Genomic DNA, 25,995 nt, shown 5'->3' with positions numbered 1-25,995 from the left:
TGCCGCTCTCCCGCCTCGTCTACCTCAACATAGCAGGTTGTCAGCAAAAATGCCAATCATTGTGTAGCCAGTGTTCAAAACAGCCCAACCTAGAGCAGAAAAAAGCGAAGAATGCTTGACAAGAAAACGACCATAGGTTATGTCTTCTGTTCAAACATCACTTGAACAGAACCGCAACAGTGAATAAGTGTTTATTCATTTCAATCTATCTTTGCCCAAGGGAGAAAGACTATGGCAACAATTGAGCACAACGGAAAATCCTACGAGGTGGACGAAGACGGCTTCCTGCTGAACGGCGCCGAGTCATGGGATGACAACTGGGTCAACTACGTGAAGGGCGTTGAAGGTATCTCCGAGCTGACCCCTGAACACCAGAAGGTGGTTGACGCGCTCCAGGAGTACTACAAGAAAAACGGCATTGCGCCAATGGTCCGCATCCTCTCCAAGACCACTGGCTTCCCACTGAAGAGAATTTACGAGCTGTTCCCCTCTGGTCCCGGCAAAGGAGCCTGTAAGATGGCTGGTCTGCCGAAACCCACTGGTTGCGTCTGATCCTCCAGCAGACAACAGATTGTAAAAAAGGCTGCCACATGGCAGCCTTTTTTATTTTGCTGTGTTTGGTGGCGATGAATTTTCATCCGTGACCCTGCTCGCGTATTGTTGGCTCAACCTTTTTATCCTGTTATGACTCCTTTCTTGCTCGCTGGCAAAGGAGTTTGGCCGAGTAGGAAAGGAGTTCTGGTTAGCCGCAGAGGAGTTCTGCCGACTTGGAGAGGAGTCTGGCCGACTAACAAAGGAGTTCTGGTTAGCCGCAGAGGAGTTTTGCCGACTTGCAAAGGAGTTTTAATCGGCCAAACTCCTTTGTTGCCGACTAGGAAAGCAGTTTGGCCAAGCCGAACTCCTTTTCTGCCAAGTACAACTCCTTTCTGGCCGAGCCAAACTCCTTTACAAACCAGCCGTACTCTTCCCTTACTTCTCCCCAATCTGGGCCAAGCACCTCTGCAAGTATAATAATCAGGCCGAGTTGCATAAATCGCCACGCCTACACCTTTTCTAAGCTCCAGCCCTTGAACACAGAGCAAGCTCGAAAAAGTTCTAGTGTTTAAACTCAAATTGGTAGGTGAGAAAAGAGCGATCAAGGTGCCGGATGATCTTTTTCAGGCCGAGAAGATTGGCGACCGTAAAATGCACCTCCCAGGCGCAGAAGGAGGCACTCGAATCACCTTCAATCCGATCGACCCGCATCACGTGCAACTCCTCTGGCCCTTCCGCGAGACGGCTGAAAAGATATTTGGCGGTGATATCCGTGACGATAAACTGCTGGAGCTTCAGCACGGGCGTGGCTCCCAGTCGCCAACGCACCTCGACTGCATCCTCGCGCTGAAATTTCATTTTTTTGAGCTGGAAGCAATCCTTGCAGTGCAGGGAAATGCCTCGGGTGCTGAGAAGGCCAATCAGACCTCTATCCAACGGCGTGGGCCGACAACAGGCTGAAGATTTGACCACGACCGGATCAACGGTGTTCAGCACGATTCGATTGAGGATGCCAGTCGGTTGTTGGAGGAGCATATCCCGGCTTTGCAGCAGGCCGCTGCGAATTTCGTAGATCAACTCTCGCATCTGAATCCGGCCCTGGCCCACTCGTTGCAGTAACTCATCCCGCGAGGTGATGTTGAAATAGAGCAGGATATTTTCCATGCCTGGATGCTCGATCAAATCAAAAGGCAGGCCGTAGCGCCGCATTTCTTGTTCCAAAACCGCCCTGCCTGTGCTGACCGCGACATGTTTAATTCGCTCGCGAAAGGCTTTGGCCAGTTCGCTACGGGCGCGGGGGGTCTGGCACTGCGTCTGCATCTCCAAATCAAAATCAACCGGTGTGTCTTGGCGAAGAATTTTGACCACACTGCCGTCCTGCAGCATGTCGCCTGGTTCAACCCGCTGGTTGCCAATCATTGCCCCGACGCAGCTATGGCCGATTTCCGTGTGGATATGAAAGGCAAAGTCCAACACAGCCGAATGTACCGGCAAGCAGATCAGATCACCGTCCGGGGTATAGGTGTAGATCTCCTTGCGACCGCTGGCAGCAATCATGTCTCGGTAAGAAACCGCATCATCATTGCCGAGAATGTCGAACATCTCTTGCAGTTCTTTAAGAAACCGGTCCATCTTCCGGTTGGCCTGATTCCAATCCTTGACTAAGCCGCACTGGGCACTATGCGCCATCTCGTCTGTGCGGATTTTAAACAGATACTTGCCGCCGTCAATGATTGCCTTGGCGTGCAACCCTTGATAACCAGTAGGCTTAGGGTTGGCAATGAAGTCGCGGATGGTGCGCGGCACTGGCGGAAAAATCTCGTTGAGAATGCCGAGGATTTGATAGCAGCTAATCCGGTTGGCTGTGGTGATTAGGATTTCTTGGGGGATCTCAATTTCCGTGCGAAGTATCCGGTTTTTGATATCGTAGTAGCCCCAGAGGCCTTTGGTACGCACCACTACCTTTGCAGCGACTGCTGCCTCGTTCAGCGATTGTTCGATTTTGACGGTCAGGTTGGACAGGGCAGGGTTGCCTTTGAGCCGGTTGATTTGCTGCTGGAGTTTGTGGCCCTGTTTGGGGAACTTGTTGACTAAGGCACGGTTGTACAGCTCCCGTTTGACCCCGAAGAGGCCGAGGAGGGTGGCTAAAGGGGCGTAAAAATCCAGGGTCTCGTCTGCAATCCGCTGCCGTTTATGGCGAGGCATGGAATCAAGGGTGCGCAGGTTGTGCAACCGGTCAGCGATCTTGACAATCATGACCTCAGGCCGGGTTGCTGCGCCAGTAAAGAGCTGGCGATGCACCAGCTTTTTCAGGGCCTGCTTGTCACCACTGTGATGCTTGACCTTAGTGCAGCCGACGACGATGGCCTCCACTGTAGTGCCAAATTTCTCCCGGATCACTGCTGGGACGATTTCCTCCACATCCTCGATGGTGTCGTGCAACAGTCCAGCCGCAAGGATTTCCGCGTTACGGATTTCCAGCTCCTCAGCGAGAATGCGGGCTGTGGCGCAAGGGTGCATGATGTAGGGGTCGCCAGAGCGACGTAGCTGGCCCTCATGGGCGGCGGCAGCGAAATCAAGGGCCTTGTAGAACAGGCCAACTGACGGACTGGCCCCGATAAGGGCCTCCATGTCGCGGCGATACTGCTCCAAATCAAATTTTTTTCCTTCCATGCTTCCGTCCTTTGCGCAAGCCTGCGCTTCCTCTTTAAAGATTTGTAGTGTACACTGCAACCGCTGAGAAGCAAACAGGGAACAGGAAAAATCGTTCCACCAGCCGGGTCTTCCGGCGCGCAACTAATAGGAAAAGAATGTCACGAAAGAGATACCCGGAAAAAAGGAGCAAAGAACGTCCTGCGGATAAACAACGGCGGCAGGATGGAGAAAATCCCCTCTTCGGTCGGCTGTTAACCTTTCTGCGCAAGCAGCAAGAACCAAGCTCCTTGAAAACCATCATCAAGGGCTTGGCCTTAGCCGAGCATGAGCAGCAATCGGTCAAGGAGGCCTTGGCCTCGCTGGAGCAAACAGGCCGACTGCGCCGCAACCGCCAGTGCTGGCAGGCAGCAGGCGGAGAAAGCATCGTTCGGGCACGCCTTTCGCTGACTACCAAGGGCTTTGGCTTTGCTGTGCTGGAAGGCAATGTTGCCCGGCAGCAAAAGGACATCTTTATCGCTGCCTCAGCCCTTAATGGCGCAGGGCACGGCGATACGGTGCAGGTGCAGCTCATCAGCCGCTCTTCGGAACGGCCTGAGGGCGAGGTGGTGGAGATTGAAAAACGGGCCTTCACCCATCTCTGCGGCATTTACATGGGCGACCGCAATCTTGGCATCGTGACCCCAGACAGCGACAAGCTGCCCTTCACTGTACGAGTGAAGCGCAACGATTCGCTAGATGCCGAAGACGGCCAAGCAGTGCTGGTCGAGATCATCGACTACGGCACTCCACAGCGGCAGCCGCTTGGTCGGGTGGTAGAAATTCTGGGCCAACCGGATACACCGCAGGTGCAACTCAGAATGGCGATTCAGCAGTTTGATCTGCCCCGTTCTTTCCCAGCGGAAGTGCAGGCTGAGGCGGAGGCTCTGGAGCCATTAACTGAAGCAGTCGGCAGCCGAAAAGACCTGCGCTATCTCCGCCATGTGACCATTGACGGCGCAACGGCAAAAGACTTCGATGATGCGGTCTGTGTGCAGAAAACGCAGCAAGGATATCGGCTTTTTGTCTCTATCGCTGATGTCAGCCACTATGTGCAGCCGGGTTCAGCGATTGATGTCGAGGCCTTTCAGCGGGGCACCAGCGTTTATCTGCCGAACATGGTGCTGCCCATGCTGCCAGAGCGATTGTCGAATGACCTCTGCTCCTTGGTGCCTGACCAAGACCGACCTGCCTTCACTGCCATTCTTGATTTTGATCAGCAAGGCAAACGCATCGGGGCTAAATTCACGAAAAGCCTGATCCGTAGCCATTGCCGTTTTACGTATGATACGGTCAACGAACTGATCTATCTACGGGAAAAAGAGGCGCGGCAGGCGCACAAGGCCCATCTGTCGATGCTAGAAAAAGCCAAAGAGCTGGCCGCCCTGCTCGCGCAGCAGCGGACGCAGCGCGGCTCGCTCGGCTTCACCATCCCAGAGGCGGACATCCGCCTGGTGGATGGCAAGATCGCCTCAGTCAGCAGATTGAAGCGCAATCAGGCCCATCTCTTGGTTGAGGAATTCATGCTGGCAGCCAACGAGGCAGTGGCGGAACATCTTGACCACGCGAACATGCCGGTGCTGTTCCGGGTGCATGAAAATCCCTCGCCAGAAAAGGTCAAAGATTTTGTTGAAACCGCTGCCTCAATGGGCGTGGAGCTGCCAAAAAGTTCGATCAGCCCGGCTTGGTTCGCTGCGGTCTTAGCTAAAACTAAAAATACCCCGGCTGAGTATGTGGTCAACAATTTGCTCCTGCGCACCATGCAGCGAGCCAGATACACGCCAGAGAATCTCGGCCATTTTGGTTTGGCTGCTGAATATTATCTCCATTTCACCTCGCCCATCCGCCGCTATCCTGACTTAGTCGCCCACCGGGTCTTGCAGAATCTCCTCGCCAAGCAGAAGGTGCCCGCCAAAATCCTGCCTGACGGCGAAGAGCTGGAAGCAGCCGGAGCCTTTCTTTCTGGTCGGGAGCGCGTGGCGGTGGAAACCGAGCGTGACGTGCAGGCTCGGCTGGCCGCGCTCTTTCTCCGCGACCGGGTGACAGAGCAGTTTGACGCAGTGATCTCTGGCGTGACGGCCTTTGGCCTGTTTGTCGAGCTGGTGGAATGCCTGATCAGTGGTGCAATGCCGGTTAAGGACATGGTGGATGACTGGTACCGCCACGACAGCACCGGGCATTGCTTGATCGGCGAGCGTACCGGGCGGATATATCGGCTTGGCGACCTCATCAAGGTGCGGCTGGTGCAAGTAGATATGTTGAGCCGCAAGCTGACCTTTGCCGTGGCCGTCTGAAAATAAATGTCTGAGCAAGCGAGCAAGGACGAGCTGCAACTTAAGCCCCTGGCTGGGAGCCTCAATGTTCTGCTCGATCAATGGGGCCAGCAACGGCATCTCTTGGGCCTGACCCGCCGCTGGCCAAAGCTGGTTGGCAAGCAGCTTGCCGAGCACAGCCTCCCTGCCTATTTCCTCCGCGACGAACTCTGGATTTATACCCGCCACGCCATCTGGATGCAGCAACTCAGCTTTGCCAAGCCAGAGCTGCTTGCCCAGATCAACGCCTTCCTGCAAGAATATAACGGCCCGCAGGTGAGCGATCTGCGCTGGACGCTCCTGCCTGCGGATTTCCCCAGTCTCCCAGCGGCAAAACCGGCACTGCCACCCGCTCAGGTTGATCCTGAGGAGGAACGGCAATTTCAGGTAATGGCAGAGGCTATCGCTGATCCAGAAGTCCGACAAGCCTTTTGCAGGCTATGGCGAGGGATGCAAAAGAAAGATTGAACGATTTATGGCCGAGCAACAAGAGGTTCTGGTTAAGCAAAAGAAGGTTCTGGCTTGGCCACAAAAGGTTGTTGTTTAACCATAATCTCCTCTTGCCGAGCAACAACCTTTTGTTGTTTGGCAGAAGAATGTCATGGCTCGGCAATAACCTTCTCTGGTTAAGCCAGAACTTTTTGTTGCTCGGCAAAAGAAGGTTGTTTTTTAGCCAGAACCTTCTCTTATTCAGCCACAACCTTCTTCTGCTCGGCCAATACCTTTTGTTACCGAGCTAGAACCTTCTGTTACTCGGCAACAAAGAGTTGGCAGTGAGCCACAGACCTTGCAAAGCTGGCTGCACGTATTGGTTGCGGACTGAAAAGAGATTGCGAGTCGCTGCGCTTTGACCGCAAAGTTCCGTTTTTTGCTGCCCAAGGACATAGAAAGGAAAGGCAATACCTTTTATATTTCTTTTAACACGCCGAGACAATGTGCCTCTCAGCAAGAAAAATAATTAAGGTGCCTGCCATGCCTGAAATAGTCGATGTATCCTTGTTGATCCAGAGAAAACCAGATTACCAGGTGGAAATAACCGTACAAGGGGTGATCAACTTTTCTGCAAATGAGGTTGTAGAGACCTATGAGTTATCTATTGAACTCAGAGGCGAAGACGGCAATCTCGACAATATTCCTACAAATGATCCGCCTGGAGATGAAAAGCTCTATCAGTTTGAATGGGAGGCTGCAACCATCTGGGGAACGATCTATGTGCCGTATCTTCAATTTACTGCCTTAGATGCAGGGCCAAGGAAGTTCTCAGAAACCAGGTCGCTCCCAAGTTCTCTGCTGAATGAAGACGAAGGATTGATGTTTTACCCTGGCATAGGGATTAAGCCGATATTTTGGTCGAAAAGAGACGAACTCTATGCCGTTGCAACGCTGAAGCAAGCCTTGAGTAGCGGCACTTCCAATATTGTTAAGGGCTATTTTTAACCAGCTGACGGGGTTTCTTTTCTACGCAAGTAAACCACCAAGGGGCAATGGATTCCATTGCCCCTTTCGCATCTATTCCATCCTTTTTTTTTCAATCCCAGCAAGACATAAATACTTCAGTTCGAGGTATTCTTCAATCCCATACTTGGAGCCTTCTCGCCCGATACCGGATTCTTTAATGCCACCAAAGGGCGCGGATTCGGTGGACATGATGCCGGTGTTGATGCCCACCATGCCGTATTCCAAATTCTCGGCTACTCGCCAGCACTTACCGATGTCGCGGCTGTAAAAATAGGAGGCCAGGCCGTAGGGGGTGTCGTTGGCCAAGGCCACCGCCTCTTCTTCGGTCGAAAAAGAGAAAAGCGGGGCCACTGGGCCAAAGGTTTCCTCGCGGGCAATGAGCATGTTCGGGGTTACATCGAGTAACACCGTTGGCTCAAAGAAAAAACCGGTCTCGCCAACCCTTTTACCGCCGCAACCTAAGCGTGCGCCCTTGTTCAAGGCATCTTTAACCTGCTCTTCCACCTTGAGCACCGAATTCAGATCAATCAGCGGCCCCTGATTGACACCTGCCTCAAAGCCATTGCCGACCTTAAGCTGCTCAGTTACCGCTTTGATCAGCCGCTCGGCAAAGGTTTTATAGATCCCTTTCTGGACAATGAAGCGATTAGCGCAGACACAGGTCTGACCAGAGTTGCGAAATTTGGAGGCAATGGCTCCAGCCACCGCTTCATTCAGATCAGCATCGTCAAAAACAATAAAAGGCGCATGGCCGCCCAGTTCCAGCGAGACTTTTTTTACTGTATCCGCGCACTGCCGCATCAGTACCTTGCCAACTTCGGTGGAACCGGTGAAACTCAGCTTGCGTACTGAAGGATTGGCGGTTAGCTCGCTGCCAATCTCCCTGGCTGGGCCAGTCAAAACGTTGAATACGCCTGGTGGCAGGCCTGCTTGCTCGGCCAATACGGCCAAGGCCAGGGCAGAAAAGGGGGTTTGGGTGGCAGGCTTAACCACAACCGGGCAGCCAGCAGCCAAAGCCGGGGCCACTTTGCGGGTAATCATCGAGGAAGGGAAATTCCACGGGGTGATGGCGGCGCAAACTCCGACAGGCTGCTTGAGCACGATGATTCGCTTGCCTGGTTGGGCCATTGGAATGGTGTCACCATAGACTCGCTTCGCTTCTTCGGCAAACCATTCGACAAAACTGGCCCCATAGAGGATTTCCCCCAGCGATTCAGCCAAAGGCTTGCCCTGCTCGGCAGTCATAATCACGGCCAAATCGTGCTGATGTTCGATGATCAGATCGTACCAGCGGCGGATAAGGCGGCTGCGTTCGTGCGCAGTCAGTTTTCTCCAGCCAAACCAGGCTGCTTCTGCGGCGGCAATGGCTTGCCGGGCCTCCTCACGGTTGAGAGACGGCACTGTACCGATCAGTTCCCTCGTTGCTGGATTATGTACCTCGATGGTTCTTCCTGTTGCCGAGTCCACCCAGCTTCCGCCGACAAAGCAGCGGTTCCGCAGCAGCTCTTTATTGTTCAGAATCATAGTATGTTTTCAGGGTGTGAGGAATGGGAGATGTCCAGGTATCATGGCCTGCCTTCAGTCTGTCTTTGATATAACGTGCTGCTGCTGGTTCAGCAACTAATTTATGCGTTGCTCCTTGTTGATAATCTTGCATGAAATTTTACTGAAAGCTGCTTTGTAGCCTAACAAGATTCCAGCGAGATTCTTTTCCTGCGCAAGCCTGCTTTGTTAAATAATCTTGACAATAACTCACTATAATATTTACAATGCAAAAAAATAACCTTGCGCAGAGGCGTTGCTAGCAAAGTATAGCGAGAAAAACACGAGCCGTGCTTCTATCGCTATTTGAAGCACTCGTTTGCACCAAAATCAACACAGGGTAACATCATGGCAGGTGTACGCACGCGCGGAGAGAATATCCGGCAATTCATTCTAACCAATGTTGAAGAGCATCCAAGAGATATAGCAGTTGTTGCAGCCGATCATTTTGGCATAACAAGGCAAGCTGTTAATAATCATATCAAAAGGCTAATTGAACAGAAATCCATTGCAGTGGAGGGAAATACCTGCAACAGAATCTATCGCCTCCACCCACTCGTTAAGAAGGTAGAAAGTTTTATTCTTTCAGGGCTGGAAGAAGATCGAGTGTGGATGAATTTTGCCATGCCAATACTTGGCGTGCTACCTAATAACGTAACACAAATATTGAGCTATGGTTTTACGGAAATGTTGAACAATGCTATTGATCACTCTCAAGGTCACTCTGTATCAATTTCTATTGAAAAATATCCTCTGCATTCAGAAATACTTATTTTTGACGATGGCATTGGAATCTTCAAGAAAATTCAAGAAAAATTTCATCTCAACGATGAACGCCAAGCTGTCCTGGAACTTGCAAAAGGGAAATTAACTACCGCACCTGAACACCACACAGGTCAAGGAATCTTTTTTTCATCTCGAATGTTTGACAGATATGCAATTTTTTCAGGCGGGGTATATTTTTCCCATAAATGGAACAAACCGGAAGACTGGATACTTGAATGTGATCCTCTTGAAAGAGGAACAGCTGTTTTCATGAAAATAGCAAACAATTCCTCGCGAAATATTAAAGCAATCTTTGACAGTTTTACCTCTGGGGATGATTATGCTTTTAATAAAACAATTGTACCGGTATCTCTGGCACTTTACGGCAACGAAAGTCTTGTTTCTCGTTCACAAGCCAAAAGGCTTTTGGTAAGAATAGACCGATTTAATACAGTTATTTTTGATTTTACCGGAATAGATTTTATTGGCCAGGCCTTTGCTGACGAAGTTTTTCGGGTGTTTAAAAATCAGCATCCAGAAATTCAACTTCAGGCTATAAATACTGTCCCTGATGTGAAAGCGATGATTGACCGAGCTGGCAGCAGTCAATAACGCCGCGAGAGAATGTCCGAATCTCGCTTGCGACCTACCTTGCCAATCCTCGTTGCAATTTTTTGCCACTTCCTACCGATACGTTGATCTGCCTGGCCAGCTTCAGCAATTGTTCCAGCTCACCCACGTTGCTAATCATTGACAATACGTTCAAAACTTGCTATCAAGATATGTCGCCAAATAGACGAGCCGCACCACTCTGGTGCTTTTGCATACGCCACTCAATTTTTAACCCTTAACTTTCCTTTTTAACCTGAACAGGAGAACCAAAATGCCTCTGGATCCCACCAAACACGCCGACTGGGAAATTGCCGAAGCCGCTGAAAGCAATATGAAAACTGTCTATGCGCTGAGTGAGCAGCTCGGCTTAGGCAAGGAAGAGCTGCTGCCGCACGGCCATTATTTAGCCAAGCTGGATTACCGCAAAATCCTTGAGCGACTGAAAGACCGGCCCGATGGCAAGTACATCGACGTGACCGCCATCACCCCGACCCCGCTGGGCGAGGGCAAATCAACCTGCTCAATGGGCTTAGTACAGGGCATGGGCAAGCGGGGCAAGTCGGTGGTCGGTGCTATCCGCCAGCCATCTGGCGGCCCGACCATGAACATCAAAGGCTCGGCAGCAGGCGGCGGTTTGTCGCAGTGCGTGCCGCTGACACCTTTTTCGCTCGGCATGACCGGCGACATCAACGCAATCATGAACGCCCATAACTTGGGCATGGTCGCGCTGACCTCGCGGATGCAGCATGAGAGCAACTACACCGACGAGCAGCTTGCCCAGCGCGGCCTGCGCCGTCTTGACATCCATCCGAAGAAGGTCGAGTTCCGCTGGATCATGGACTACTGCGCCCAGGCCCTGCGCAACATCACCATTGGTCTTGGCGGCACATCAGATGGCATGACCATGCAGTCTGGCTTCAACATCGCGGTCAGCTCGGAGATCATGGCGATCCTCTCCATTGCCAAAGACCTGAAAGACATGCGTGAGCGTATCGGCAGGATGGTCATGGCTTATGATAAGCAGGACAGACCAATCACCGCCACTGACTTGGATGTAGCTGGAGCCATGACCGCGTGGATGGTGGACGCAATCAACCCAAATCTGATGCAGACCATTGAAGGCCAGCCAGTCATCGTTCATGCAGGGCCTTTTGCGAACATCGCCATTGGTCAGTCCTCAGTCATTGCTGACCGCGTGGCCCTCAAGTTGGCAGACTACAACATCACCGAGTCTGGCTTCGGCGCGGACATCGGCTTCGAGAAGTTCTGGAACCTCAAGTGCCGTTACTCCGGCCTCAAGCCGAACTGCGCCGTAGTAGTCGCAACCATCCGTGCTCTCAAGTGCCACGGCGGTGCGCCCATCCCGGTGCCGGGCCGTCCAATGCCGGAGGAGTACAAGGGCGAGAACGTCGGCTGGGTGGAGAAGGGCTGCGAGAACCTGATCCACCACATTGAAACCGTAAAGAAGGCGGGTATCAACCCAGTAGTCTGCATCAACGCCTTCTACACGGACAGCGACAACGAGACCAAGGCCGTGCGCCGTATGTGTGAAGCCGCTGGCGCGCGAGTTGCACTGTCCAAGCACTGGCAATACGGCGGTGATGGCGCGCTGGAATTCGCTGATGCGGTCATTGATGCCTGTGAGGAGCCGAATGACTTCAAGTTCCTCTACAATCTGGAGACCCCGCTCTCCAAGCGCATCGAGCTGATTGTCAAGGAAGTGTACGGCGGCGACGGCGTGAGCTACACCCCGGAAGCGCAAGCCAAGCTGAAGCGGCTTGAGGCAGACCCAGAGATGAAGCAGATGACCACCTGCATGGTCAAGACGCATCTCTCCCTCTCGCATGATCCTAAGCTGAAGGGCGCACCGAAAGGCTGGACGCTGCCTATCCGCGACATCCTCACCTACAAGGGCGCAGGCTTTGTCGTGCCGGTGGCCGGGGCAATCACCCTGATGCCTGGCACCGCCTCTGACCCTGCTTACCGCCGCATTGACGTTGATGTGGAGACCGGCAAGGTGAAGGGCGTGTTTTAATTCGCCGCCTTCAACGCAGAGCTGAATCAACAGGCTGGAAGAGAGGAATCTCTTTCGGCCTGTTTTATTTTACGGTAAGATAAAGGCGTGAAATCCAGCTCCTCAAAAACAAGCTGCTGAGACAAGTAACAAGAAATCATGAAATTAAAAGTTGTGATCCATGAAGCGGAAGAAGGTGGCTACTGGGCAGAAGTCCCAACCATCCCTGGCTGCGTGACGCAGGGCGAAACCTTTGATGAATTGTTAAGCAACATCTATGATGCGGTTGAAGCCTGTCTTACCACAGAGATTCAGGACATCCCTGTTACAGGGCAACACAAAGTGATGGAGATTGCATTTTGAAAGCAGTGAGCGGCAAACGATTTGGGCGACTTCTGGAAGAAAAAGGCTGGGAATTGCAGCGCGTAACCATTGGCCACCATCTTTATATAAAGAGGGGCAGTCTAATTCGCCTTTCTCTGCCTGTTCGTGGCAACGATCTGTTAAAAATCGGCCTGCAAAAGCATCTCATGAAAGTAGTTGCCCGTCTTGGCCAGGCCGCAGCCAGTCCTGAGCAGGTCGCGGAGCAAAACGTCGCCCCAAGCTAAGGAAGAAGATGACTCGAAATGCCTCGCCGCCCTGGGCAAGCAAGGGCAATCACACTTCCCCTGCGCCTCTTTTCTCTTGAGAGCAGTCAAGTTCTCTCGACAACGAGCTGTTTTCGTCGAGTTTCCCTTCGTAGAGGAGCTGTTTTCACACGTGTGAATGCAGCTTCGGAACATCCAAAAGCTCCAAACAAACATCTGAATGCTCAATTTGCACGTGTAAAAATAGCTCGGCAACATTCAAAAGCTCTAAACAGACGTGTGAACAGAGCTTTTGAACGTGCAAAAGCAGCTTCAGAACATCAAAAAGCTCTTAACAAACGAGTAAATGCTGGTTTTGTACGTTGCTAATCTCTGTTCACACGTATAAATAGAGATTAGCAACATCCAAAAGCTCCAAACAAACGTATGAATGGAGCATTTACACGTTGCAAAGCTGCTCGCACTCCTTTCTTGCCGAGCTAAACTCCTTTCCGGCCAAGCCGTACTCCTTGGTGACTGAACAACACTGCTTTGTTTTCTGGCCAAAATGCTGTTCAACCGGCTTTACCACGCTGTGGGGTCAGTTGCTCTTGCTTGCTCTGCGCCAGAAAACAAGCCGCGCTCCTCTTCATTCGATCTCCAGCGCAAATCAGTCTTGCAATTCTAGGATTTCTCGTTTAAAATTTTGAATTTTCACCTTGCGTATTCCCGCACTCTTTCTCGCCAATCTGCCAACTATGTGCGTTGACCTGCATACACACTCCATCTATTCGGACGGCATTGCCACGCCGGCCCAGCTGATCGGCATGGCAGCGGCTGGCAAGCTGACGGGCTTTGCCCTCACCGATCACGACACGGTAGAAGGGGTACGGGAGGCGGTGCGGCTTGGGCAAGAGCACGGCGTGACCGTTATCAGCGGCCTGGAAGTCAGTGCCCGGCACGGTGACAATGGTGTCCATATCCTTGGCTACGGCGTTGATGTAGACAGCCCGGAGTTGAACGCTGCGCTCGCCCGACTCCAGCAAGGCCGCCTTGAGCGCAACCTGAAAATCATCGACAAGCTGGCGGATCTCGGCGTTCCCATCACGCTGGAAGAGACTGAGCGGCTGTCTGCCTGCGGCCAAACGGGCAGACCACACATTGCCCGCTTACTGATCGCCAAAGGCTGCGTGCAAACATCCGGCCAGGCTTTCTCCCTGTACCTTGGCAGAAACAAACCAGCCTGGTTTAGCCGATTTGCCTATTCAGCAGCGGAAACCATTGCTATAATACACGAAGCAGGCGGCGTGGCAGTGTTAGCTCATCCCGGCATCCTCGACCCAGCCTTGAAACTCCAGCCGCAGCTCATCCGTGAGTTGGCAGAGCGACATCTTGACGGGTTGGAGATATACTACCCTGGCCATAACTGGCAGATGATTCAGCTCTTCAACGGGCTAGCCCGGCAGCATCGACTGCTGGTCACGGGCGGCAGTGACTATCACGGCGACAGTCGGATCAAGGGCCTGGCAGGACACGCGACTGGTTTCTTCCCGCCAAACACCATCATCACGCAGCTTCATGAGCGCCTGCGCTGCCGACCCCATTTGAGCGAAGTATAAATTTGAACGCACCAGACTATGCAGACCATCCTTGTTGTTGACGACGAACCGAATTATCTGATTGTTCTTTCTGAACTGCTGCGCGACGAGGACTACGAGGTCTTCACCGCTGATTGCGGCCCAGCTGCCCTAAAGATCGCCCGCGAGACCGATCTGGACCTCGTGCTTTCCGATATGAAAATGCCGGGCATGGATGGCATCGAGCTGCTTGCCCGGCTCAAGGAGTTAAACCGCCATTTGCCGGTGATTTTGGTCACAGCCTACGCCGAAGTAGGCAAAGCTGTGGAGGCTATGCACCTCGGTGCCTTCACGTACTTGGCCAAGCCCTTCTCTAACGAGGCGTTGGTTGCTTCCGTACGCAAGGCAATTGAGCATTACAGCCTGATCCGCGAGGTCAACCGCCTGCGTACCGAAGCAACCCCGAAATCCGGCTTTGGCGGCATGATCGGCAAAAACCAGAACATGCTAGCAGTCTATCGGTTGATCGAAAAAGTGGCCCCGGCTTTGTCCTCGGTGCTGATTACCGGCGAGTCAGGCACAGGTAAAGAGCTGGTGGCCCGGGCTATTCACAATCTCAGCCCGCGTAACGAAGCCCCGTTCATCTCGGTCAACTGCGCGGCCTTATCCGAGAATTTGTTAGAAAGCGAGTTATTCGGCCACGAGAAAGGTTCATTCACTGATGCCGCTTTTATGCGCAAAGGCCGCTTTGAATTGGCTGATACCGGCACCCTTTTTCTCGACGAGATCGGCGAAATGGCCTTGCCTCTGCAAACCAAACTGCTCCGCGTTCTCCAAGAAAAAGCCTTTGAGCGAGTTGGCGGCAGCAAGACTATTCAGGTAGATGTGCGCATCCTGGCTGCTACCAATAAGGACTTGAAAGACGAGGTGGATAAGGGCAAATTCCGCGAAGACCTCTACTATCGCCTCAATGTCATCCGCATTCAAATGCCGCCGCTGCGGGAACGGGTGGATGACGTTCCAGCTTTAGTCTATCATTTCATGGAGAAAAACAGCAAGCGGCTGAACCGGGAGAAGTTTGAGATCACGCCAGAGGCCATGCGCCTCTTAGTCAGCCTGCCCTGGGAGGGGAACATCCGCGAGCTGGAGAATACCATTGAGCGGGCCGCTATTCTCTGCAACAACAACCGGATTGAGGCCGAAGATGTCCAGCCAGATTCCAGTCAATTGCCCTCGGCACAAGAATGGAGTTCGGGCGTAGAGCTGGATCAGTTTATTCCACCTGGTTTGCCCCTCGGCGATATTTTGAACGGTATTGAAGAAAAGCTGGTGCGGAAGGCTCTGGATGAGTCAGAGCAGATTCAGGCCAGGGCAGCGGAGAAGCTCGGCATTACCAAAAGCCTGCTCCAGTATAAGATGAAGAAGTTCAACCTGCATCGGAAGAAAAAATAGCTCTCAGCGTGACTGGGCAACGCGGACACAGTCTGGCAAAGGGCTGCCATTGTCGCAGCTGGCCCAGTTGAGTTTGCTGCGCAGGATAGCAAAGTAGCCCTTATGCGGTGAACTGATCAAGCGCAGGGGTTTGGCTGCGGCCTCCACGGTGAGAAAGGCGTTGGCCTCCATGTTCCAGGCCAATCTACCGTCGGCCATTACCTTGACCTTGTTGGCAGGCCGGGCAAGTTGGGCTGTGACCTGCATTTGCGGCGGTAGCAGTACAGGCCGGGACTCTAGCATAAAGGGACAGATCGGTGTCAGCAGGATGGCCTCCAGTTTGGCATGGGCAATAGGGCCGCCTGCCGAGAGATTATAGGCTGTAGATCCCGTAGGCGTGGAGATAATCAGGCCATCCGCCTTGTAGGTCGCCACGTATTCCTCATCAGCCCAGCAGCACAGGCGCAGCAGCGGCTCAGTGCTGCCTTTGAGAATCACCACTTCGTTCAAAGCAAACCACGGCTGGCCTATGGCTAGCCCCGTCTCATCTAAAAGCTGGGCCTTGAGCATCAGCCGCTCTTCAATCTCGGCCTTAGCGTTGAGAATTTCCGCCAAAGCTGGATACATCTCCTCTGCTGCCACCTCAGTAAGAAAACCGAGATGGCCCAGATTGATGCCCACCACTGGAATACCGTAATGAGCGGCCTGATCAGCCACATGCAGTAAGGTACCATCCCCACCCAGGATGGTCAGCAAGTCCATGTCTGGCTCAATCTTGTCCAATTCTGCCTGGACACAGTGTTGCGCAAACCAAGCAGCCAGTTCTTCACCAATCCGCTGCACTACTGGGGAGTCCTTGCGGATGATAATGCCGACGCGGCGGATGCGCATTTAGTTGCCCAGCTCTTTGGAGCGGTCTGTAGCGACTTTGATTGCTGCCATGACGGTGCCGCGTAAGCCATCTCGCTCCATCACCTGAAGACCAGCAATGGTTGTGCCGCCAGGTGAGGTTACTCTTCCTTTGAGCACCGCTGCGGGTTCTTTAGTTTCCATTGCCAGCTTGGCCGAGCCGTAGAGCGTTTGCAAAGCCAGCTGTTCCGCCAAAGGCCGGGGAATGCCTGCCAACACCCCGCCGTCAATCATTGCCTCTAAAAAGGTAAACACATAGCCAGGCCCGGAACCACTCAGGCCAGTAACCGCATCAAGTAGGTTTTCTGGCACTTCAGCGCAGGTGCCAACCGCAGAAAAGATCTGGCTACAGAGTGCCATGTCTTCCTGGCGGATATTTTTGTTGCCGCTCATCGCTGAAGCTCCGGCCAAAACCAAGGCTGGCGTGTTGGGCATGACGCGAATGATGCGCCGTTGCTCACCCAGTCCCTGTTCAAGCTGTCTGAGCGTGATGCCAGCGGCAATCGAGATGATGAGATGCTCTGCACGCAGATGCTCGCGGTACAAAGCCAGCACCGACTCCATGATCTGCGGCTTGACTGCCAGAATCAGGATCCGGCTCTTTTGCGCCAGCAGCTCGGCAGACTCTGTGGTTTGCACCTTATAGATTGTTTCGAGGTATTTCTGGCGTAAAGCCGAAGGCTCGGCCACAATAATCTGATGCGCCTCAGTTAGGCCAGAGGCAAGCAGCCCTTTAATCAAGGCCTCACCCATTTGGCCGCCGCCAATCATGCCGATAGCTTGCAGTGCTTTCATTGTTGCTCCAGGAAAAAAGAATTTCAGGAAACTTCAGCTGCTCGGAAGTATCTCGCCGATCATAATTACCAGATGAATTTCCCTCTAAAGTACAACGGAATGCTATTTTCTCGGAACTGTCAACAATCTTTGTCAGAAGAAACCGCCTCTAAAGCGATTGAGCTGGTTTCGACCCGGTTTTTACTCGTGCGCAACCAGGTTTTCAACGAGTGTTTGGAGCATTTACTCGTTTGTTAGGAGCAATCAGACGAGTAAATGCTGCTTTTAAACATGCAAAAGCTCCGTTCACACGTATAAATGGAGATTTTGGATGTCGGAAAGCTCCAGGTAAACGAGTAAACGCTGCTTCGGAACGTGCAAAGGCTCTATTTACACGTCTGAATGGAGATTTTGGATGTTGGAAAGCTCCAAGTAAACGAGTGAATGCTGATTCGGAAGATGCAAAAGCTCTATTCATACGTCTGAATGGATATTTTGGATGTCGGAAAGCTCCAGACAAACGAGTGAATGCTGCTTTTGGACGTTGTAAAACAGCTGCACATGCAGGCTTAGGGGGTTGTACGGAAGTAATCTATGCTTAAAAAGGAACGCGAGAAGGAAAGCAAGGGCTGCCACTGCATTTCTTTTGAAAATTTGTCACTTTTCAGCAATAATAGGCGGATACGGTAGGAGTTAGTTAGCACAACACAGAAAGAGGAGGAACACATGAAAGAGATGAGCGTTTGGATTGAGCATTTGAAGCACCCGCTGGTGCTGGCTGGGTTTGGGCTGTTTGTCTTCGCCCTGATCATCAAGCTATTTTTTAGCTCGGCAATAGTTCCGCTGTTAACCGAGGGGATGAATTTTCTATTTGTCCTAGCAGCAATGGCGATAGCTGGCGGTTTTATCTTGAGTCTGAAGGGAGCTACTCAGCTAACTAAGGAAACAACTGAGTTACATTACAAGCGTAATCTGGAGATAAAGGAAAAATCCCTAGGCAAAGATCATCCAGAGGTAATAGAAAGCCTGAATAAGCTAGTGGAACTGTATTGGACGCAGGGTCGCTACAAGGAATCGGAGCCGCTGCTCAAGCGTTTGCTGGAGGTTAAAGAAAATAGCCTTGGCAAAGATCATCCTGGGGTGGCAGAAACTCTAAACAATTTGACTAACCTGTATTATCAGCAGGGAAAATACAAAGAAGCTGAGCCTCTGCTCAAACGTTTGCTGGAGATAAAAGAAAAAGCCCTAGGCAAAGATCATCCCCATGTGGCAGCCATCATGAGCAATCTTGGTCGGATATATTACTCTAAAGGCCTCTATGATGAAGCTGAGTCGCTGTACAAACGTTCTCTGGAAATAATGGAAAACGCCTTCGGCAAGGAGCATCAGAATGTGGAAACGATCCTGAGCAATTTGGTCGAACTGTATTATCATCATGGCCGACAAGATGAAGCGGAGCAGCTGCTCAGGCGTTCGCTGGAGATCAGGGAAAAAATTCTTGGTAAAGATCATCCTGATCTGGTGCAAAGCCTGAACAATCTGGCTGGAGTGTATTATCAGCAGGGAAAATATGCCGAAGCAGAGCCACTACAGAGGCGTTTACTGGAGATTAGGGAAGAAACTCTTGGTAAAGAACATCCTGAGGTGGCGCGAAGCTTAAACAAATTAGCGGAACTGTATTGTCAGCAAAACCGACAAGATGAAGCAGAGCCGCTGTACAGGCGTTCGCTGGAGATTTATGAAAAAACTCTTGGTAAAGAGCATTTTGAGGTGGCAACCACTCTGAACAATCTGGCAGGACTGTATGATGCTCAAGACTGTTATGAAATAGCCGAACCGTTGTATAAGCGTTCGCTGGAGATAACGGAAAAGAGCCTTGGCAAAGACCATCCCGATGTGGCAACCACCCTGAACAATCTGGCCTTGCTGTATGAGAAACAGGAAAAATACGCCGAAGCCGAGCCGCTGTATCAACGCTGCCTCGCCATTCTTAGGGTAAAATTCCCCAACGGTCATCCGAATCTTGATGCTGGCCAGGAAAACTACGCCGCACTGAAACGCAAGCTGGCCGGGCAGCAATGACAGGGCCATGAATTCATGCAGAACGTGAATAAAATCATCAGCGACAACTTCGACAAGATTAGTGCCTTATGCGCCAGCCACAAGGTGCGACAGATGTTCGCTTTTGGCTCGGTTTGCACAGACCGGTTCTCGCCTTCTAGCGACATTGACCTGCTCATCGCCTTTGAGCCGATGGATTTTGGCGATTATGCCGACAATTATTTCCGTATCGCCGAGGAATTTGAACGGCTCTTGCAGCGCAAGGTTGATCTGGTCACAGAAAATTCCCTTGCCAACCCCTTTTTTATCAAGGCGATCAACCGGACAAAGGTGAAAATCTATGGATGAGTTGATTGGAAAATATCTCTACGACATGCGTGAAGCCATTGCCTCGATCTTCAGCTACCTCGGCGAGAAAAGAGATTTCAGCTCCTATCTCGGTAGCAAGATGCTGCGCCGTGCCGTGGAGAGGGAATTCGAGATCATCGGAGAGGCGATGAATAGAATAGACAAAATAGAGCCTGACATTCCTATTTCATACAAAATACAGATCATCTCAATGCGAAACAGAGTGATTCACGGGTATGATAAGATTGATGACGCGATAGTCTGGGGAGCTGTTGTCAAATATTTGCCGATTCTTCAGGAGGAAATCGCCAGATTAATGAAACAGGACAGCGAGTAGCTTCAGGAAAACTACGATAAACTGAAAAGCAAGATGGCAGGGCAGTAAGGGCAGTGCTCAATCCTTGCTTCCCAAACGGCGCAGGAGGTCGTTGATTTGCTCAAAGAGGTCTTGCTCGTTGTTGCGGGCGACAATCAGTCGGCCATCTGGGGTGAGACGCACTGGTTCTGGCATTGGTTTCTGGCCGCGCAGCAAGGGCTTTGACTGCTTAGGGCGGCATTGCTCGATCAAGGCCAGCAGGGTCTCTGGCATGATGCTGGTTGTCTCGCTGAAACTGAAGACCAGCCCCACTGGTGCCTGTTCAAGCTTGCTGATGCCGAGGTTACGCAGCCGCACTTTTAAGCGCAAGAGCGCAAACAGGGTTTGGGCTTCCGGCGGCAGCGGGCCAAAGCGATCCACCAGCTCGTCGTGCAGGTCAGCAAGCTGCTCGGCTCCGTTCTTGCTGGCTACAGAAAGCCGCCGATAGAGACGATAGCGCAAGCCAGGTTCACGCACAAAGTTATCAGGCAGAAAGGCCGCCACAGGCAGCTTGATTTCGGGTTCGAGCACGGCTGCTGGCAGCTTGCCTTGGCTGGCTTGGTTCTTCAAATCAGCCACGGTGGATTGTAGCAGCTCCAGGTAGAGATCATAACCGACTGCGGCGATGTGGCCAGACTGTGATTCCCCCAACAAACTGCCGCCACCGCGTATTTGTAGATCGTTCATCGCCAATTTAAAGCCGCTGCCTAACTCTGAACAATCCATGAGGGCACGCAGACGCTTCTCAGCCTCAGCAGTAAGCTGTTCTACATCAGGCACCAGCAGATAGGCGTAGCTTTGCCGGGTTGCTCGGCCCACCCGACCGCGTAATTGGTAGATATCAGCGAGTCCAATCCGCTCTGCCCGATTGATAATGATGGTATTAGCGTTGGCAATGTCCAAGCCAGATTCGACAATCGTGGTGCAAACCAGTACATCTGTGGCGTGACTGATAAAGTTGACCATGATCTCTTCCAGTTCGTGCCCAGGCATCTGGCCATGCGCCACGGCAATCCGGGCAGTCGGGGCAAGCTGATGCAGATGCTCGGCCAGGCTGTAAATCGACTGGATGTGATTGTGGATAAAGAAGACCTGGCCGCCGCGTGTCAGCTCCTGCTGCAAGGCTTCGCGGATGACCAGATCATCTTTGCGGGCCAAGAAGGTTTTAACCGCCCGACGATGTTGCGGCGGGGTGGAAATGACCGAGAGATCTCGGATGCCAAGCAGGGACATCTGCAAGGTACGGGGGATTGGCGTGGCGGTAAGGGTGAGAACATCCACCTCAGCCCTCAATCGCTTGAGCTGCTCCTTGTGGGAGACCCCAAAGCGATGTTCTTCATCCACGATCAGCAGGCCCAGGTTGTGGAAAACCGTGCTGGTTGAGAGAAGCCGATGCGTACCCACAATCAGGTTGATGCGGCCTTCCTTGAGATCGCGGATAATCTGATTCTGTTCCTTTGTACTGCGGAAGCGGCTGAGGCAGGCCACCTGAATGCCAAAGCCAGCAAAGCGTTCTCGAAAGGTGGCGGTGTGCTGTTCTGCGAGCACTGTGGTTGGTACGAGAACTGCCACCTGCAAGCCATCTTCAATCACCTTGCACGCGGCCCGTACTGCCACCTCAGTCTTGCCATAGCCGACATCACCGCAGACAAGTCGGTCCATAGGCTTTGGAGCCTGGAGATCCCGGAGTACATCGTTGATCGCAGCGGCCTGGCCTGCTGTTTCATCATAAGGAAAGGATTCCGCGATCTGCTGATATAAGCTACCAGGCGGCTGAAAGCTGTGGCCTTGGCGCAGTTCCCGGCGAGCATAGATGTCAAGCAGCTCCTGCGCCTTTTCCCAGACAGCATCAGTCACTTTACGCTTGGCTGTTTGCCAGCGCGAGGAGCCGAGCTTGTCGAGTTTGGGCTGCTCATCACTGAGACCCTGGTAGCGGCTGACTAAATGCAGCTGATCAACCGGCACATAGAGGCGGTCATTGCCAAGAAACTCGAGCAAAAGGAAATCGCCCCGCTGACCACCGGCAAATTCCATATTGACTAAGCCTTGGCAGCAGGCAAGACCATGATCGCGGTGGACAGCAGTGTCGCCAACCTCGATGTCATCCAGAGTGAGGGCCTCAGCTTGCGCGGCGCGGCCCTTGCGACGATGGCTTTGCGGGCCAAGCCGCTTTTCACCAAACAACTCAGCGGCAGACAGGATATGCAGGCCCTCATCAGGCAGGTCAAAGCCCTGCGAGAGCGGGTGTTCGACCAAAAGCAGCTTCCCGCGCGGACAGCTGGCTAAATCCAGAGGGCTTGTAACTCGCTGCGAAGGCAGGCCGCAGCCTTTGAGCAGCTCTTCCAGATGCTCGGCTTGCAGGCTGGAGCGGCAGGCCAGAAGAGCGGTCTCGCCAGCCCGCAGCCAGTTGGCCAGTTGCTCGGCTAAAGGCGCAATCACACCCCGCTGTTGGCGTTCCAACTCGATTTCTTGTTGGAGCCGGGCATGGCCGCTAGCCTGTGGCTGGTTTGCACCTAAGCCAGGGCCAAGATCAAGGCGCGGTCGTTCCGCCAACCGCCGCTCCAACTCTGAAGCACTGAGGAACAGGCTTTTTGGCGGCAGGGCAAAGCCTTGTTCAGCGGCCTCGGCACAGTTGCGCTCTATCCTCTCCCAAACTAAACTGACCTTCTCGGCAACGGCGACCGGATCGTGCACCACACAGGTTGCGCCAGGAGGCAGATAATCAAACAAGGTCTGCGGTTCTGGGCAGACCAAGGGCAGTAGAAACTCGATACCAGGAAAACGGCTCTGGCTGTGCAGCTGCTGTAAAGCAACAGCATCGCTAAAGCCCAAGGCCGCAGCTCGTTGCCCCAACTCCTGCTGCCATTGCGCCAGATTTGCCTTATTGCCGGGAAAGAGGATATCGGATGCAGGCAGGAGAATCGCCTCTGCTAGCTCTTCCTCAGAGCGTTGCGTCAGGGGATCAACCACCCGGATTGAGGCAACCTTGTCACCCTGGAAGGCCAGACGGAGAAATTTGCCTTCTAAAGCAGGTTGAAAGAAGGGCAAAAAGCAGTCAATCAACTCGCCACGCACTGCTAAGTCACCGGGCTGCTGTACTAGCTCACAGGACTGGCAGCCACTGCGGATCAGCTCGGCAACCAGAGACTCCTTATCGGTTTCTTCCCCAGCCATGACCAGTTCGCAGTGCTCGTTGAGCAGCTGGCCGGGCAAAACTCGGCGCAATACTGCTTCTGCTGAGGCGAGAATGATGCCAGACTGGTTGCGCTCGTGCAGGAAATGCAGAGCAGCCAGGCGGGCAGCCGTGGTGCGCGGGTCAGGGTTGAGGCGGGCATAGGGCGGGATCTCAAAGGCTGGATACAGCAGCACTGGCACGCTGGTGAACAGGCTGATGTCTCGGGCCAGCGGCTCAAGTAGCTCGTCTGCTGGAACTAGGCAGCAGAGAGTCTGCTGCTGTATCGCCTGCTGGCGGGCAATACGCAGGGCGGCATCGCCGCTATTTAGGCCAACAAGAGCGGGGTTTTGGTTGTCAAACAATTGATTAACCTAGGTATGAAGCAGAACAAACGTTATAGGGATACGTTGTTCCTTTTTCTGCTTGCAGAGGAGTTCGGCACTGTTTTCGGCTTACTCAGGGAAGAGTATTACTCGCTTGCCAAGGAGTTTGGCTTGGCAAGAAAGGAGTTGTACTCGGTAGAAAAGGAGTTCGGCTTGGCCAAACTCCTTTCCTGTTTAGCCACAAAGGAGTCTGGCCGACTCAAACTCCTTTCTAGGTCGGCAAAACTCCTCTGCGGCTTGGCCAAACTGCTTTGTTAGTCGGCCAGACTCCTTTCTTGCCGAGTACAACTCCTTTGCAAGTCGGCAGAACTCCTCTGTTGCCAAGCCAAACTCCTTTGGAAACGAGCAGGAAAGGAGGTTTACGCGGCCTTACTCAGTTGCTTGAAAGAGCGTGATCAGTTGAACTTACTCAGCTTGTAGTTACACATCCCCGCAGACCCGCATCACTTCTTCCACTGTGGTTTTGCCGTCCTTGACCTTTTGCCAGGCATCTTCCTTTAAGGTGGTCATGCCCTCGCGAATCGCTGCTTGCCGCAACTCGGCATCTGTAGCCTTGTCAGCAACCAGCTTTTTCAATTTGTCTGACATGGGAAAGATCTCAAAGATGCCCATCCGCCCGGCGTAACCGGTCTTTCGGCACTCTTTACAGCCTTTGCCGCGCTTCAGTTCAATCTGGCCTTGGCCAGAAACGGGAAAGCCCATCCGTTGCAGCTCGCTAATCTCTTCTGGATAGCCCTCAAGGCAATGCGGACAGATTTTGCGCACCAAGCGCTGGGCCAGGGAGCCGAGCATAGTCGAGGCAATCAGGAATGGCTCCAAGCCAAGGTCTTGCAAACGGATGACCGTGGAGACAGCATCGTTGGTGTGGAGGGTGGAAAAAACGAGATGGCCGGTCAAAGCGGCCTGTACCGCGTGGGTAGCGGTTTCCAGGTCGCGAATCTCGCCGATCATGATGATATCTGGGTCTTGGCGGAGGATGTTGCGGAGAATAGTCGAGAAGGTGACATCAATCTGCGGCTGCACAGCGATCTGATTGAAGTCCTCATGCACCATTTCCACCGGGTCTTCGACGGTGATGATGTTGATCTCCGGCGTAGAGACTTTTTTGAGCGTGGAATACAGGGTGGTTGACTTACCGCTGCCTGTCGGGCCAGTGACAAAGACGATGCCGTGGTGGGCAGTCATGAAGGTGTTGTACACTGCTCGGTCGCGCTTGGAAAAACCCATGTCATCAATGTCCTGAAAGATGACGCTGGAGTCCAAAATACGCATGACGGTCTTTTCACCGAACGAGACCGGGATGGTCGAGACGCGCAGCTCGACTTCTTTGCCGTCGTGCTGGCTGATTTTGATCCTGCCATCCTGGGGCCGTCGCTTCTCAGCGATGTCTAGGCGGGCTAAGGTTTTAATCCGGGAGGTGATGGCTGAATGCACCGCCTTGGGCAGCTTGTAGATGGTGTGCAAAATGCCGTCAATGCGGTAGCGAACTAAGCAGGCTTCCCGCTTTGGCTCAATATGGATATCGCTGGCCCGCTGATCAATGGCATATTTGAAGAGATGATTGACCGCTGCCTTGATATGCTGGTCAGTAGAGCTGAGTTCTGTGCTTGACAGCTTGACATACTGCTCCAAATTGCCAATATCGACTGCTGGCCCGCTGCCTGCGCTGCTGAACTGGTTTTCTGCGGCAGTGATTGACTGCTGAAAGCCGAAAAACTCCGACAGAATCTTTTTGATGTCGGAGCGGGTGCTCAACCAAGGATTGACTTTGACCTGATTGACCTGTTCAATGTCCTCCAGCGCACTTTTGTTCTCCGGGTCGTAGGTGACAACCTGAAGTACGCCATTGCGCATCTCGAAGGGCAGAATCAAATGGCTGATGGCAAAGGAGCGGGGAATCGTCTTAGTGACAACCGCGATATCCAGCTCGAGTGGATCGAGCTTTTTGAAGGGGATGTTGCAATGGTGCGCGACTGCCCGCATCACCATTTCCTCAGTAAGGATTTTATTTTTGCTGCCAGGAACCTCCAAGTGCATAGAGGCCACAATATCCGCCAGGTCAGGATAGCCCCGGCTGGCCAAACCGCCCCCTTGCTTCTGACCTCCTTGGAGTTTAATCAGTTGCTGCTGTTGCCGCTCCTTGTTACGGAGGACAAACCGCTTCTGTTGCTCGTTGAGCAAACGCTGCCCAAGGAGCAGGTCAAGCAACTCTTCACTGTCAAGCAGACCCATGCTCTTATGCTAACTCAAGTTGTGACCTATAACATTGCCTTTTCAATGCCATAAGCCAAGATAAAAAAAACTTCAATTCAAAGCCATGCGAGGTGACAGCATGAATATGAGCTGTAAATCTTTGAGTGATGACGCTGAATGCCGATTTGATGCGCTTTCGGATGAATTTGACTCCATTTTCTGATGGATTTTCGTATTTTCTTTTTGAATTTCTCTTTCTGACAGGATTTAGATGAATACCTGACTGCTCAATGTC

Annotated in this window: 23 protein-coding genes and 1 pseudogene; 15 read left to right on the top strand and 9 right to left on the bottom strand. The window is 52.6% G+C overall.

Annotated features, from left to right (window positions below; genetic code table 11):
- Positions 1–231 precede the first annotated feature (231 nt).
- Positions 232–552: a TusE/DsrC/DsvC family sulfur relay protein gene (locus tag ACNKIB_RS04125; protein WP_417909281.1), complete on the top strand. Its 321-nt coding sequence runs from the start codon at positions 232–234 to the stop codon at positions 550–552.
- 319 nt (positions 553–871) lie between these two features.
- Here the strand turns inward: ACNKIB_RS04125 and ACNKIB_RS04120 are convergent, their stop codons facing one another.
- Both ACNKIB_RS04120 and ACNKIB_RS04115 read right to left on the bottom strand, forming a co-directional pair.
- Positions 872–1,030, bottom strand: a complete 159-nt coding sequence (locus ACNKIB_RS04120; protein ID WP_417909280.1) for a hypothetical protein — start codon at positions 1,028–1,030, stop codon at positions 872–874.
- A gap of 65 nt (positions 1,031–1,095) precedes the next feature.
- Entirely contained in the window at positions 1,096–3,207 is a 2,112-nt protein-coding gene (locus tag ACNKIB_RS04115; protein WP_417909279.1) for an HD domain-containing protein, read from the bottom strand.
- Between the two features lie 137 nt (positions 3,208–3,344).
- Here ACNKIB_RS04115 and rnr point away from each other — a divergent pair, with 137 nt between their 5' ends.
- From rnr to ACNKIB_RS04100, 3 genes are all read left to right on the top strand, one after another.
- Positions 3,345–5,519: a ribonuclease R gene (gene rnr, locus ACNKIB_RS04110; protein WP_417909278.1), complete on the top strand. Its 2,175-nt coding sequence runs from the start codon at positions 3,345–3,347 to the stop codon at positions 5,517–5,519.
- A 6-nt stretch (positions 5,520–5,525) separates the two neighbouring features.
- On the top strand, positions 5,526–6,005 hold the full coding sequence (locus ACNKIB_RS04105) for a DciA family protein (RefSeq protein ID WP_417909277.1): 480 nt from the start codon (positions 5,526–5,528) through the stop codon (positions 6,003–6,005).
- 504 nt (positions 6,006–6,509) lie between these two features.
- On the top strand, positions 6,510–6,974 hold the full coding sequence (locus ACNKIB_RS04100) for a hypothetical protein (RefSeq protein WP_417909276.1): 465 nt from the start codon (positions 6,510–6,512) through the stop codon (positions 6,972–6,974).
- 72 nt (positions 6,975–7,046) lie between these two features.
- On the opposite strand, the gene ACNKIB_RS04095 is transcribed toward ACNKIB_RS04100, so the two are convergent.
- Positions 7,047–8,519, bottom strand: a complete 1,473-nt coding sequence (locus ACNKIB_RS04095) for an NAD-dependent succinate-semialdehyde dehydrogenase (RefSeq protein ID WP_417909275.1) — start codon at positions 8,517–8,519, stop codon at positions 7,047–7,049.
- Between the two features lie 366 nt (positions 8,520–8,885).
- On the opposite strand from ACNKIB_RS04095, the gene ACNKIB_RS04090 reads away from it, so the two are divergent.
- From ACNKIB_RS04090 to ACNKIB_RS04070, 5 genes are all read left to right on the top strand, one after another.
- Positions 8,886–9,914, top strand: a complete 1,029-nt coding sequence (locus ACNKIB_RS04090) for an STAS-like domain-containing protein (RefSeq protein WP_417909274.1) — start codon at positions 8,886–8,888, stop codon at positions 9,912–9,914.
- Positions 9,915–10,185: 271 nt separating this feature from the next.
- Positions 10,186–11,949, top strand: a complete 1,764-nt coding sequence (locus ACNKIB_RS04085; RefSeq protein WP_417909273.1) for a formate--tetrahydrofolate ligase — start codon at positions 10,186–10,188, stop codon at positions 11,947–11,949.
- Positions 11,950–12,087: 138 nt separating this feature from the next.
- Positions 12,088–12,291, top strand: a complete 204-nt coding sequence (locus ACNKIB_RS04080; protein WP_417909272.1) for a type II toxin-antitoxin system HicB family antitoxin — start codon at positions 12,088–12,090, stop codon at positions 12,289–12,291.
- Positions 12,288–12,536, top strand: coding sequence for a type II toxin-antitoxin system HicA family toxin (locus ACNKIB_RS04075; protein ID WP_417909271.1), 249 nt, complete (start codon positions 12,288–12,290; stop codon positions 12,534–12,536). The genes ACNKIB_RS04080 and ACNKIB_RS04075 overlap by 4 nt, the downstream gene beginning before the upstream one ends.
- A gap of 153 nt (positions 12,537–12,689) precedes the next feature.
- The gene (locus ACNKIB_RS04070; protein ID WP_417909270.1) at positions 12,690–12,884 is read left to right on the top strand and encodes a hypothetical protein; all 195 of its coding nucleotides are present in this window, start codon (positions 12,690–12,692) and stop codon (positions 12,882–12,884) included.
- Positions 12,885–12,954: 70 nt separating this feature from the next.
- On the opposite strand, the gene ACNKIB_RS04065 is transcribed toward ACNKIB_RS04070, so the two are convergent.
- The gene (locus tag ACNKIB_RS04065; protein ID WP_417909269.1) at positions 12,955–13,086 is read right to left on the bottom strand and encodes a hypothetical protein; all 132 of its coding nucleotides are present in this window, start codon (positions 13,084–13,086) and stop codon (positions 12,955–12,957) included.
- Between the two features lie 127 nt (positions 13,087–13,213).
- Between ACNKIB_RS04065 and ACNKIB_RS04060 the strand changes: the two genes are divergently transcribed.
- Complete coding sequence (locus ACNKIB_RS04060; RefSeq protein WP_417909268.1) at positions 13,214–14,113, top strand: PHP domain-containing protein; 900 nt, start codon at positions 13,214–13,216, stop codon at positions 14,111–14,113.
- 18 nt (positions 14,114–14,131) lie between these two features.
- Positions 14,132–15,523 carry a sigma-54-dependent transcriptional regulator gene (locus ACNKIB_RS04055; protein WP_417909267.1) on the top strand — a complete coding sequence of 464 codons (1,392 nt, stop codon included), beginning with the start codon at positions 14,132–14,134 and terminating at the stop codon, positions 15,521–15,523.
- 3 nt (positions 15,524–15,526) lie between these two features.
- Here the strand turns inward: ACNKIB_RS04055 and ACNKIB_RS04050 are convergent, their stop codons facing one another.
- Together ACNKIB_RS04050 and proC are read right to left on the bottom strand one after the other, a co-directional pair.
- Positions 15,527–16,393 carry an NAD(+)/NADH kinase gene (locus tag ACNKIB_RS04050; RefSeq protein ID WP_417909266.1) on the bottom strand — a complete coding sequence of 289 codons (867 nt, stop codon included), beginning with the start codon at positions 16,391–16,393 and terminating at the stop codon, positions 15,527–15,529.
- Positions 16,394–17,206 (bottom strand): pyrroline-5-carboxylate reductase, encoded by an 813-nt coding sequence (gene proC / locus ACNKIB_RS04045; RefSeq protein WP_417909265.1) that lies wholly within the window; start codon positions 17,204–17,206, stop codon positions 16,394–16,396.
- Positions 17,207–17,911: 705 nt separating this feature from the next.
- Here proC and ACNKIB_RS04040 point away from each other — a divergent pair.
- The 3 genes from ACNKIB_RS04040 to ACNKIB_RS04030 are packed head-to-tail and all read left to right on the top strand — an operon-like array spanning position 17,912 to position 19,931.
- Positions 17,912–19,267, top strand: a complete 1,356-nt coding sequence (locus ACNKIB_RS04040) for a tetratricopeptide repeat protein (RefSeq protein WP_417909264.1) — start codon at positions 17,912–17,914, stop codon at positions 19,265–19,267.
- Between the two features lie 15 nt (positions 19,268–19,282).
- Complete coding sequence (locus tag ACNKIB_RS04035; RefSeq protein WP_417909263.1) at positions 19,283–19,594, top strand: nucleotidyltransferase family protein; 312 nt, start codon at positions 19,283–19,285, stop codon at positions 19,592–19,594.
- A complete protein-coding gene (locus tag ACNKIB_RS04030) occupies positions 19,587–19,931 on the top strand; it encodes a DUF86 domain-containing protein (protein ID WP_417909262.1) in 345 nt (114 codons plus the stop codon). The genes ACNKIB_RS04035 and ACNKIB_RS04030 overlap by 8 nt, the downstream gene beginning before the upstream one ends.
- Before the next feature lie 57 nt (positions 19,932–19,988).
- On the opposite strand, the gene mfd is transcribed toward ACNKIB_RS04030, so the two are convergent.
- Complete coding sequence (mfd, locus tag ACNKIB_RS04025) at positions 19,989–23,486, bottom strand: transcription-repair coupling factor (RefSeq protein ID WP_417909261.1); 3,498 nt, start codon at positions 23,484–23,486, stop codon at positions 19,989–19,991.
- A 15-nt stretch (positions 23,487–23,501) separates the two neighbouring features.
- Between mfd and ACNKIB_RS04020 the strand changes: the two genes are divergently transcribed.
- Positions 23,502–23,765, top strand: coding sequence for a hypothetical protein (locus tag ACNKIB_RS04020; RefSeq protein WP_417909260.1), 264 nt, complete (start codon positions 23,502–23,504; stop codon positions 23,763–23,765).
- A gap of 162 nt (positions 23,766–23,927) precedes the next feature.
- Here ACNKIB_RS04020 and ACNKIB_RS04015 read toward each other — a convergent pair whose 3' ends face one another.
- Both ACNKIB_RS04015 and ACNKIB_RS04010 read right to left on the bottom strand, forming a co-directional pair.
- Positions 23,928–25,739, bottom strand: a complete 1,812-nt coding sequence (locus ACNKIB_RS04015) for a GspE/PulE family protein (protein WP_417909259.1) — start codon at positions 25,737–25,739, stop codon at positions 23,928–23,930.
- A 4-nt stretch (positions 25,740–25,743) separates the two neighbouring features.
- Positions 25,744–25,995, bottom strand: a pseudogene (locus tag ACNKIB_RS04010) (hypothetical protein); the annotation flags it as partial.

Source organism: Candidatus Electronema sp. PJ (assembly GCF_048287395.1).
In the GTDB taxonomy this organism is placed as follows: domain Bacteria; phylum Desulfobacterota; class Desulfobulbia; order Desulfobulbales; family Desulfobulbaceae; genus Electronema.
Note: the sequence above shows the minus strand (reverse complement) of the source record. Positions and strands in the feature narration are given on the sequence as shown.